General features: G+C 67.6%; 11 protein-coding genes and 1 pseudogene. 11 read left to right on the top strand and 1 reads right to left on the bottom strand.

Features of this window, described 5'->3' with window-relative positions:
* The 11 genes and pseudogenes from ldtR to A6302_RS17475 all read left to right on the top strand — a co-directional run.
* On the top strand, window positions 1-474 hold a 474-nt coding region (gene ldtR, locus A6302_RS17520; protein ID WP_069308125.1), incomplete at its 5' end, for a transcriptional regulator LdtR.
* A 523-nt stretch (window positions 475-997) separates the two neighbouring features.
* Window positions 998-2272 (top strand): L,D-transpeptidase family protein, encoded by a 1275-nt coding sequence (locus A6302_RS17515; RefSeq protein ID WP_245294125.1) that lies wholly within the window; start codon window positions 998-1000, stop codon window positions 2270-2272.
* 193 nt (window positions 2273-2465) lie between these two features.
* Window positions 2466-2570 (top strand): DUF6898 family protein, encoded by a 105-nt coding sequence (locus tag A6302_RS26290; RefSeq protein WP_425349173.1) that lies wholly within the window; start codon window positions 2466-2468, stop codon window positions 2568-2570.
* A gap of 361 nt (window positions 2571-2931) precedes the next feature.
* On the top strand, window positions 2932-4230 hold the full coding sequence (gene glyA / locus A6302_RS17510) for a serine hydroxymethyltransferase (RefSeq protein ID WP_141703890.1): 1299 nt from the start codon (window positions 2932-2934) through the stop codon (window positions 4228-4230).
* Window positions 4231-4254: 24 nt separating this feature from the next.
* Window positions 4255-4764: a transcriptional regulator NrdR gene (nrdR, locus tag A6302_RS17505; RefSeq protein WP_069308121.1), complete on the top strand. Its 510-nt coding sequence runs from the start codon at window positions 4255-4257 to the stop codon at window positions 4762-4764.
* Between the two features lie 6 nt (window positions 4765-4770).
* The gene (gene ribD, locus A6302_RS17500) at window positions 4771-5880 is read left to right on the top strand and encodes a bifunctional diaminohydroxyphosphoribosylaminopyrimidine deaminase/5-amino-6-(5-phosphoribosylamino)uracil reductase RibD (protein WP_069308120.1); all 1110 of its coding nucleotides are present in this window, start codon (window positions 4771-4773) and stop codon (window positions 5878-5880) included.
* A gap of 160 nt (window positions 5881-6040) precedes the next feature.
* The gene (locus A6302_RS17495; RefSeq protein ID WP_069308119.1) at window positions 6041-6673 is read left to right on the top strand and encodes a riboflavin synthase; all 633 of its coding nucleotides are present in this window, start codon (window positions 6041-6043) and stop codon (window positions 6671-6673) included.
* Between the two features lie 100 nt (window positions 6674-6773).
* Window positions 6774-7226 carry a 6,7-dimethyl-8-ribityllumazine synthase gene (ribH, locus tag A6302_RS17490; protein WP_069308118.1) on the top strand — a complete coding sequence of 151 codons (453 nt, stop codon included), beginning with the start codon at window positions 6774-6776 and terminating at the stop codon, window positions 7224-7226.
* 5 nt (window positions 7227-7231) lie between these two features.
* The gene (gene nusB / locus A6302_RS17485; protein WP_069308124.1) at window positions 7232-7738 is read left to right on the top strand and encodes a transcription antitermination factor NusB; all 507 of its coding nucleotides are present in this window, start codon (window positions 7232-7234) and stop codon (window positions 7736-7738) included.
* Window positions 7735-8732, top strand: a pseudogene (gene thiL / locus A6302_RS17480) (thiamine-phosphate kinase). The gene nusB and the pseudogene thiL overlap by 4 nt, the downstream one beginning before the upstream one ends.
* Window positions 8733-8749: 17 nt before the next feature.
* Window positions 8750-9970, top strand: a complete 1221-nt coding sequence (locus A6302_RS17475; RefSeq protein WP_069308117.1) for an MFS transporter — start codon at window positions 8750-8752, stop codon at window positions 9968-9970.
* A gap of 39 nt (window positions 9971-10009) precedes the next feature.
* Here A6302_RS17475 and A6302_RS17470 read toward each other — a convergent pair.
* Window positions 10010-10957, bottom strand: a 948-nt coding sequence (locus tag A6302_RS17470; protein WP_210183373.1) for a calcium-binding protein, incomplete at its 5' end; no start/stop codon positions are given.

The raw sequence follows: 10957 nt of genomic DNA, 5'->3' as shown, positions 1-10957 counted from the left end.
TCGTCCGAAGACAGTGGCATCAAGCCGCTCTACATGGAGGCGCTGCGCCTGGTCGAGCGCCTGCACCGCCGTCTGCTCGACGTGATCAAGGACGAGTTCGACCGGGAAGGCCGGACTGACGTGAACGCCGTGCAGGCGCTGCTGCTGTTCAACATCGGCGACAACGAACTGACGGCCGGCGAACTGCGCACGCGCGGCTACTACCTCGGCTCCAACGTGTCCTACAATCTCAAGAAGCTGGTCGAGATGGGCTACATCCATCACCAGCGCTCGCGGATGGACCGCCGCTCGGTGCGCGTCAGCCTGACCCCGAAGGGGCAGGAAGTGGCCGACGTGATCCAGCGGCTCTACGACCGCCACATGCATTCGATCGAGAAGGTCGGCGGCGTGGCCCGCGACGACTTCGAGCATCTCAACTTGTCGCTCCAGCGGCTGGAGCGCTTCTGGACGGACCAGATCCTCTACCGTCTCTGACGCGGACACAAACCTTCCGCTGCAACCGGTCCGGCATGCGCGAGGACCGGCAGCGCAACAGCCGCGTGACCACCCCGCACGCGGCAGACCTCCCGGACGACCTCACCCCCGGTGCGCCCCCGCGCCGGGGTTTTTTCGTGGCCGGAGCTGAGGCGCCGGCGTGGCCGGGCAGGTGTTGCGCATCTGCAACGCTGGTCGACCTGCTGCGACGGCGGGCGCCGGGCCGCGGAATCGGCGGGTCCTCGACATCAATCGACCACAAACCGGGACGATGAGCAGGGGACATCACGGGAACCGGGACGTGACGAAGACGTTATCGTTTTAGTCCGAAAGAATTAACCACGATATGGTCCACTGCGGGCTCACCTTCGCCGGTTTCCCGCACATCCTGCCGCCCCCTCGCGAGGCAGGTGGTCCAGGCCACGCGGTTGTGATCGCCGGTTCGTTGTTGCTGTGCGACATATGTGTTAATTCGGAAAATGTCCTGTCATTGCAGGCATTTGCAAAGCTGGAGACATCAGTCGTGACGAAGATCGGATCTGAAGAGACCATTACCGGACGGATGCGCGCGAAGATCACGCGCCGCAGCCTGCTGGCTGGCATCGGCGGAGCCGGCGCCTTCGCCGCGATGCCCGCCGCCGCCCAGCAGTTCGCCCTCGACCAGGCCGAGTGGTCGGATGGCTTCGACACGTCGATGCCGGCGCAGGCGATGGTGCGCACCAATGCGCCGACCATCAATCCCGAGACACCGGCCAATGTCGAGGCGGCGATCCAGCGCTATGCGGACATCTATGCCCGCGGCGGCTGGCCCTACGTCAACGTTTCGCAGCCGCTCAAGATCGGCGCGTCCAGCCCCGAGGTGGCGCAGCTGCGCCAGCGCCTCGAGGTGTCCGGCGACCTGCAGCCGATGGGCGGCAACCCGACCTCCTTCGACAGCTTCGTCGACCAGGCCGTGCGCCGCTTCCAGACCCGCCACGGCGTGCGTGCCGACGGCGTGATCTCGGCCGACGGCGAGACGATCAAGATGATGAACGTGCCGGTGGAGCTTCGTCTCCGCCAGCTCGAGACCAATCTCGTCCGCGTCCGTGCCATGTCGGGCTTCCTCGGTGACCGCTACGTGATGGTCAACGTGCCGGCCGCCGACATCGAGACGGTCGAGAACGGCTCGGTGCATTCGCGCCATCAGGCCATCGTCGGCAAGATCGACCGGCAGACGCCGCTGCTGTCGACCCATATCACCGACATCAAGTTCAATCCCTTCTGGACGGTGCCCGTCAGCATCATCAAGAAGGACATCATCCCGATGGTGAACAAGGATCCGGAGTATCTGACCAAGTTCAAGATCCGGATCATCGACCCGCGGTCGGGCGCCGAGGTGGACCAGAGCATGGTCGACTGGAGCACCGAAGACGCGGCGCGCTACACCTTCCGGCAGGACCCCAACGAGCTCAACTCGATGGGCGCGGTGAAGATCAACTTCCCGAGCCCGGAGGGTGTCTACATGCACGACACCCCGTCGAAGACGCTGTTCGGCTCGAACTACCGGTTCCATTCCTCGGGCTGCGTGCGCGTCCAGAACGTGCGCGAATACGTGTCCTGGATCCTGAAGAACACCCCCGGCTGGGATGCGGCGGCGGTCGATGCCGGCCTGCGCTCCGGCGAGCGGCTCGACGCGATCGTGGCCGACCGGGTCAACCTCTACTTCAACTATTTCACGGCCTGGGCCAGCACCGACGGCGTCGTCCAGTTCCGTGACGACATCTACCAGCGCGACGGTCTCGACATCGCGCTGCGTTGACGGCAGGGCCGCAACGGCGGACACTCGAAGGCCCGGAGCGGACACCCGCTCCGGGCCTTTTCCTTGGCCGGCGGCACCGGAGCTCCGCGAGAATCGATGCGCAGCGGCACCGCGCTGTTTTGGCGGGACAAACTGTTTCGCCGCGGCCTTCGGCGCGAGGCGGCCGGGGCGGCCCGCGAAAGGGGCTTTGCGAATGACGGGAAGCGGCGGCGGGACGGTCTATTTCGAATTCCAGATCATCGGCCGGCAGATGCGGGCGACCGCCATCGATGCGGCCACCGGCGTCGAAGCGTTGTAATCGCTCCGATCGGCGCGGCGCGCGGCGATGTCGAGCAGCTGGCGCTGCGCAAGCTGCGCCGCCGGCTCGACATGGAGCAAAGCGGCTGAGGGCGGCGCGCACAAGCGCCGTCTCCGGCAAGAGCCGGCGTCATTATGTGCGTTCGCGGACAACAGCTGCGACCGTGTTGCCGTTGTCGGCTCGCGAAGGTCCATGGTAATTCCAGACGATGAATGCCGGCGCGCGGTTCTTCTCCTCGAAGGATGGGGCGTCGGGAGGCCGGCTTTCGACAACGAATGAGCGACCTTGCCCACCACGGCGGAATCCGGCGCCCGCAAGGGCGAGGGACATCACTCACAACAGGCGGAACGTCCAAATGTCCATGACCGACAGCGCTGCGAGCAGCATTTTTCCCGATTTCTTCACCGCCTCCCTGGCCGAGACCGATCCCGAGATCGCGTCCGCGATCTCCAAGGAACTGGGCCGCCAGCAGCATGAAATCGAACTGATCGCCTCGGAGAACATCGTCTCCAAGGCCGTTCTCGAGGCGCAGGGCTCGGTGCTGACCAACAAGTACGCGGAAGGCTATCCGGGCCGTCGCTACTACGGTGGCTGCGAGTTCGTCGACATCGCCGAGAACCTCGCCATCGAGCGTCTCACCAAGCTGTTCGGCTGCAAGTTCGCCAACGTCCAGCCGAATTCCGGCAGCCAGGCGAATCAGGGCGTGTTCCTCGCCCTCGCCAAGCCGGGTGACACCATCCTCGGCCTCGACCTCGCCTCGGGCGGTCACCTGACCCACGGCGCCAAGCCGAACATGTCGGGCAAGTGGTTCAACGCCATCTCCTACGGCGTGCGCCAGCAGGACATGCGCATCGACATGGACCAGGTCGCCTCGCTCGCCCGCGAGCACAAGCCGAAGATCATCATCGCCGGCGGCTCGGGCTACTCGCGCATCTGGGACTTCGAGGCCTTCCGCAAGATCGCCGATGAAGTCGGCGCCTTCTTCCTCGTCGACATGGCCCATTTCGCCGGCCTCGTCGCGGCCGGCCTGCATCCGTCGCCGTTCCCGCATGCCCACGTCGCCACCTCGACGACGCACAAGACCCTGCGCGGCCCGCGCGGCGGCATCATCCTCACCAACGAGGAAGACATCGCCAAGAAGATCAACTCGGCCGTGTTCCCGGGCCTGCAGGGCGGTCCGCTCATGCACGTCATCGCGGCCAAGGCGGTCGCCTTCGGCGAAGCGCTGCAGCCCGACTTCAAGAGCTACATCAAGGGTGTGGTGGACAACGCCAAGGCGCTGGCCGAGACGCTCCGCAAGGGCGGCCTCGAGATCGTCTCGGGCGGCACCGACAACCACCTGATGCTGGTCGACCTGCGTCCCAAGAGCGTCACCGGCCGTGCGGCCGAGGCCGCCCTCGGCCGCGCCAACATCACCTGCAACAAGAACGGCATTCCCTTCGACCCGGAAAAGCCGACCGTGACCTCCGGCATCCGCCTCGGCACGCCGGCCGGCACCTCGCGCGGCTTCGGTATCGCGGAGTTCCAGGAAATCGGCGACATGATCATCACCGTTCTTGACGGACTCGTTGCAAATGGCGAGGAAGGGAACGGCGATGTCGAAGCGGCGGTCAAGGAGCGTGTCAAGAACCTGACCGATCGCTTCCCGATCTACAGCTGATCGGAACCCTCGGAGTCCGCCTGAATGCGATGCCCGTATTGTGGCGGTGACGAGACCCAGGTGAAGGATTCGCGGCCGACGGAAGACAACACTGCCATCCGTCGGCGGCGCGTCTGCTCGAGCTGCGGCGGACGCTTCACGACCTTCGAGCGCGTGCAGTTGCGCGAACTCGTCGTCCTGAAGCGTTCCGGCCGCCGCGTGCCTTTCGACCGCGACAAGCTTGTGCGGTCGGTCCAGGTGGCGCTGCGCAAGCGCCCCGTGGAACCCGAGAAGATCGAGCGCATGGTGAGCGGCATCGTGCGCCAGCTCGAAAGCACCGGCGAAAGCGAGATCACGGCCGAACAGATCGGCCAGCTGGTCATGGAGGCCCTCAAGGGCATCGACGACGTCGCCTATGTGCGCTTTGCCTCCGTCTACCGGAATTTTCGCGAAGCCAAGGATTTCCGCGAGCTTCTCGGCGAACTGTCGACCGGCCCCGAGCCGGCCGGTTCCCTGGCCGCCGGGTCCGGTCCGGACCCCCTCGACGAATCGTGACGGGCCATGGCGTCCTCCTTCCGCTGCCAGGCCGTTCCGACGCCGCCTGATCCCTCCCGAATCGTCGTCGATCCGGAGCGCGACCGTCGCTTCATGGCGGCGGCGCTGTCGCTCGGCTGGCGCAACCAGGGCCGGGCGGTTCCCAATCCGTCCGTCGGCGCCATCATCGTCCGCGAGGGCGAGATGCCCGTCGTCGTCGGCCGCGGCCTGACCGCGCCAGGCGGCCGCCCTCATGGCGAGGCGCTGGCGCTGCTCGACGCGGGCGAGGCGGCGCGCGGCGCGACGGCCTATGTGACGCTCGAGCCCTGCGCCCACCACGGCCGGGCCGGGCCCTGCTGCGAGGCGCTGGTGCAGGCCGGCGTCGCCCGGGTCGTCACCGCCATGGAAGATCCCGATCACCGTGTCGCCGGCAAGGGTCACGCCCACCTGCGGGCCCACGGCATCGCCGTCACGGTCGGCGTCATGGAAGCCGAGGCGCGCCGCGCCCACGCCGGGCACATCGCGCGCATCCTCCACCGCCGGCCGCACCTCGTTCTCAAGCTCGCCGTGTCCGCCGACGGCGCCATCGGCCGCACCGGCGACGGGCAGGTGTCGATCTCCGGGCCGGAGTCGCTTGCCTATGCCCATGCGATGCGCGCCGAGAGCGATGCGATCCTGATCGGCATCGGCACGGCGCTGGCCGACGATCCGCGCCTGACCTGCCGGCTGCCGGGCATGGAGAGCCGGTCGCCGATCCGGGTGGTGGTCGATCCCGACGCCCGGTTGCCGCTGTCCAGCCAGATTGCCCGCACGGCGCAGACCTTCCCGGTGATCTGCTTCGTCGCGCCCGACGCCCCGGATGACCGGGTCCGCGCCCTGCGCGATGCCTTCGTCGATGTGCGGGTCGCCAACCGCAGGGGCGGCCGGATCGACTTCGATGACCTGCTGGTCCAGCTCGGGACCATCGGCATCGGCCGCCTGATGGTGGAGGGCGGGGCGCGGATCGCCCGCGGCCTCGTCGAGCGGGATCTCGTCGACGAGTTCCACCTCGTCACCTCGCCGGTGATCATCGCGCGCGCGGGGTTGCCGCCCTTGCCGGCCTCGACCTTGGCGAAGCGGCCCGGCATCTCCAGATAACGGGTCACCGGCGTCTCGGCGCCGACCGGCTCACGGTGTACCGCCGCCCGGGCGCCTGAACCGCCACGTTGCGCCGTCCGTATCAGACCAGATCCGGAGCGATGTCCCGCCGACCTGACGTGGTCGCCCAGCGGGCAGGCGCTCCAGCAGGAGAGAGCAGATGTTCACCGGAATTGTCAGCGACGTCGGCGAGATCCTGTCCGTGGACGAACGGGAAACCGGCGTGCGCCTCAGGATCGGCACGGTCTACGCCCCGGAGGGCATCGACCTCGGCGCCTCGATCGCCTGCGCCGGCGCCTGCCTGACCGTCGTCGACCGCGGCAGCGAGGGGGGGCGCAACTGGTTCGATGTCGAGGCCTCGGTCGAGACGCTGGCCAAGACCACCATGGGCAGCTGGACCGCCGGCACGCGGATCAATCTCGAGCGCGCGCTCAGACTCGGCGATGAACTCGGCGGCCACATGGTCACCGGGCATGTCGACGGGGTGTGCGAGCTTGTCGAGCTCGAAGAGGTCGGCGACATGGTGCGCCTCGTGTTCCGCGCGCCGGCAATGCTCGCGCCCTTCATCGCCGCCAAGGGCTCGGTGACGCTCGACGGCACCTCGCTGACGGTCAACAGCGTCTCCGGCGACCAGTTCGGCGTCATGCTGATCCCGCACACGCTGGCGGTCACCACCTGGGGCACGTCGAGGGTCGGCGACCGCATCAATCTCGAGATCGACATGATGGCGCGATATCTGGCGCGGCTTCTGGAGTCCGGTGCCTTTCCGGGGCTGGTCTCGCCGATGGCCTGAGTGGCGGAACCGGCCGGGCAGCCTTGCGCCGAAAGACTGGACAAAGCGGGCGGGCCGTGGTCTTTGGCCGCTCTCAATCCGGCAGACAAGGTTCGCGATCATGGCCGACCGGGCCCCTCATCTCCTCGTCATCGACGCTCGCTTCTACACCGACCTCGCCGACGAGCTTGTCGCCGGCGCCACCGAGGCGCTCGATGCGGCGGGGGCGAGCCATGAGCGCGTGTCCGTGCCAGGCGTGCTCGAGATCCCGGCCGCACTCTCCATGGCACTCGATGCGATCGAGGATGGCGAGGCCGATTTCGACGGCTTCGTGCTGCTCGGCTGCGTGATCCGGGGCGAGACCACCCACTACGACATCGTCGCCAACGAGTCCGCCCGTGCGGTGATGGAGCTCACGATCGGCGAGAGCCTTGCTGTCGGCAACGGCATCCTCACGGTCGAGAACGGCGAGCAGGCCTGGGCCCGCGCGCGGCGTACCGAGAAGAACAAGGGCGCCGGGGCGGCCGAGGCCGCACTCGCGATGATCGCCGTCAGGAACCGCTTCGGATCGTGACCGCCATGGCCGAGACCAACACCCCCGACAAGGGCCGCGGCGCGCCGCGCCCGGCCAACCAGCGCGGCGCCGCGCGGCTTTTCGCCGTGCAGGCGCTGTATCAGCTCGAGATCGGCGGCGAGGACATCCTCACCGTCGTGGCCGAGTACGAGCAGTTCCGTCTCGGCAAGGAAATCGACGGCGAGCAGTATCGTGCGGCGGATCCGGCCTTCTTCCGCGATGTCATCTCCGGCGTGGTGGAAGAGCAGCGGCGGATCGATCCGCTCGTCCACACCGCGCTCGTGGAAGACTGGCCGCTGAAGCGGGTCGACGCGACGTTGCGGGCGATCCTGCGCTGCGGCACCTACGAGCTCTTGCGCCGCAAGGACGTTCCGGGCCGCGTGGTGATCTCCGAATACATCGACGTCGCGCGCGCCTTCTACGAGGATGACGAGCCCAAGCTGGTCAACGGCGTGCTCGACCGGATCGCCCACGACCTGAGGCCGGACGAGTTCTCCGGCGAGGGATCGTGACCTCGAACCGGCGGCCGACGGAAACCGAGCTGATCGCCTGGTTTCTGGCGCCGCTGGCAAGTGATGCGGCCGCCTTCCGGCTCGGCGACGACGCTGCGGCGCTGACCCCGCCGGACGGCGAGGACCTGGTCCTCACCAAGGACGTTCTCGTCGCCGGCATTCATTTCTTTGCCGATGATCCGCCCGGCGACATCGCGCGCAAGGCGCTGCGGGTCAATCTCTCCGACCTTGCCGCCAAGGGTGCCCGCCCGCTTGCCTATCTGCTCGGCCTCGGTCTTCACGCCGACTGGACGGCTGACTGGCTGGCCACCTTCACCGCCGGGCTGGCCGACGACCAGAGGACCTACGGCCTCGCGTTGCTCGGCGGCGACACCGTGTCCTCGCCCGAGCGGCTGACCCTGTCGGTTACCGCGATCGGCCGCGTGCCGCGCGGCGGCATGCTGCGGCGGGACGGTGCCCGGCCGGGCGACATCATTGCCGTCACCGGCAGCATCGGCGATGCGGCGATCGGGCTGCAACTGCGGCTCGATGCCGGCCTTTCCGGCCGGCTGGGCCTGAGCGAGGCCGCCGCCGCCCATCTTCTCGGCCGCTATCTGCTGCCGCAGCCGCGCAGTGGGCTGGCGGAGGCCGTGCAGCGGCTCGCCTCGGCGGGCATGGACGTCTCGGACGGTCTGGCCGGTGATCTGGCCAAGATGGCGGGCGTCTCCGGCGTGCGGATCGAGATCGACGCCGGCAGCGTGCCGCTGTCGGAGGCGCCCGCGTGGCCATCGCTGCCGATCCGGCGCTGCGGACGGTGGCGCTGACCGGCGGCGACGACTATGAACTGGCGCTGGCCTGCCGGCCAGAGGCTTTTGCGGCGCTCGTTGCGGCGGGGCAGGCGGCGGGTATCCCGGTCACGGCGATCGGCCGGGCCAGCAAAGGCGAGGGCCTTGTCGTCATGGGCGCCGATGGCGGCCAGCTCGATTTTGCGTCCGGATCGTTCAGTCACTTCTGAAAAGGGCAGGGTGGGGCATGACGGACCTGACCGCGACGGCTGTTCCCGACGAGCGCTCCGCCAGGCGGGCAGCGCTGACCCTTTCGGCCGCGCAGGCGGTAGGCGGCGCCGTGTCGCCGATCGCCGTCGGCCTCGGCGGCATCGTCGGCTTCTCGCTGCTCGGCGCCGACAAGTCGCTGGCGACCCTGCCGGTGACGGCCTTCATCCTCGGCAATGCCCTGTCGGCCGCCCCGGCGGCGCTGTTCATGGCCCGCGTCGGACGTCGGACCGGGTTTCTCTCGGGTGCCGCGGCGACGACCGTGTTCGGTGCGCTGGCGATCGTGGCGCTGGCGATCGGTTCCTTCTGGCTGTTCTGCCTTGCCCAGCTGATCGGCGGCATGAGCGGCGCCTTTCTCCAGCAATACCGGTTTGCCGCCGCCGACGCCTCGCCGCCCGCCTTCCGTCCGAAGGCGATCTCGTGGGTGCTGGCCGGCGGTGTCGTCACCGGCGTGGTCGGCCCGCAGGCCACCATCTTCGGCGAGACGCTGCTGCCGGTGACCTATGCCGGCACCTACGCGATCATGATCGTGCTGTCGCTGCTGAGCGGCGCCGTTCTGTCCACCCTGTCGATCCCGAAGCCGGCGCCGCGCCGCAAGGGCGACTCGTCCGGGCGTCCGCTCGCCGCGATCATGCTGCAGCCCCGCTTCGTCGTCGCCAGCGTCTGCGCGATCTCGTCCTATGCGCTGATGAGCCTGGTGATGACCGCCAGCCCGCTGGCGATGCACGAGCATCATCACAGCCACAGCGATGCGGCGCTGGCGATCCAGTGGCACGTGATCGCCATGTTCGCGCCGAGCTTCTTCACCGGGTCGATCATCGGCCGCTTCGGCAAGGAAGCCGTCGTCGCCTACGGGCTGGTCCTGATCGGGTTCGGCGCGGTGATCGCGCTGCTCGGCGTCAGCGTCGCCCATTTCTGGATCTCGCTGATCCTGCTCGGCGTCGGCTGGAACTTCGGCTTCGTCGGCGGCACAGCGATGGTAGCCGACGCCTATGCGCCGGAAGAGGCGGCCAAGGTGCAGGCCGCCAACGAGTTCCTGCTGTTCGGCATCGTCGCGGCGGCCTCGTTCTCGTCGGGCAAGATCCTCGTCGCCAGCGGCTGGGACCTGATCAACTGGATGGTCTTCCCGGTGGTCGGTGCCTGCCTGCTGCTGCTCGCGGGCCATGCGGTGGCCGGGCGGCGCATGCGCCCGACCGGCTGAGCGACGCGATCGCGTCGCCGGGACCTTGCAGGCTCGACATCAGACGATCAGGTCGCCGTGGGCGATCGAGCCGTAAATGTCTCCGACCCAGTAGGTCCGGGTGCCGTCGCCCTTGAACACCATCCACTGGGCATCGCTCTCGAAATGGCTGGCAAGGGTCTCACTGATCACATTGCCCTCTTCATCAAAGCCTGTCGCGATCTTGATGTTGGAGCGATACATCTGCACGCCCTCGAAGCTGCCATCGAACCATCCCTGATAGCTGTACCTGTCGATGAGGTTGCTGACGTCCAGCTTGTCGGACTTCGTCTGGAAGTCGGCGAAGTGAAGTTCGAAGAAATCGAAGTCTCCGGTTCCGCCGAAATGGAAGGTGTCGGCGCCGGCACCGCCGAGGAGGCCGATGATCGGATCACGACTGTCGTTGTAGAGAACCTGGATGCTGTTGGCCTTGTCGTTGCCCGTCACGACGAGGTGCGCCTTCGTTGATGGATCCGCCTCGCCGCGGATCCCCACCTTCACGGAGACATTCTGGGCGCTCGCTTCAAGGGTGACCTTCTCGACATGGGAAATGCTGATCTGCGCCGACGTCTGAAGCCGGATTTCGTCGACGCCTTCGGCCGATCTTTCGACGACGACATCAAGGGCACCGTCGACGAGGTAGACGTCGCGGCCGAGCCCGCCGACCATGGCGTCGCCGCCGGTCCCGCCTTCGAGGCGATCGTTTCCCGCGCCGCCCTCGAGGCGATCCGCATCCACACCGCCAAGCAGGATGTCGTCGCCATCGCCCCCGATCAGCGTGTCGGCCCCCTTGAGACCGACAAGCGTATCGATGCCTTTTCCGCCTTCAAGACGGTTTGCCTTTTCATTGCCGATGATGAGGTCGTCGTAGTTGGTGCCGATCGCATTCTCGATGTAGGTGCCGAGTGCAATGCCGACGTTGCCCCTGAGGCCCCCGATACTCGAGAATTTGCCCGGCTGCATGTCGAG

The sequence above is a fragment of the Methylobrevis pamukkalensis genome (assembly GCF_001720135.1).
Lineage (GTDB): Bacteria > Pseudomonadota > Alphaproteobacteria > Rhizobiales > Pleomorphomonadaceae > Methylobrevis > Methylobrevis pamukkalensis.
Note: the sequence above shows the minus strand (reverse complement) of the source record. Positions and strands in the feature narration are given on the sequence as shown.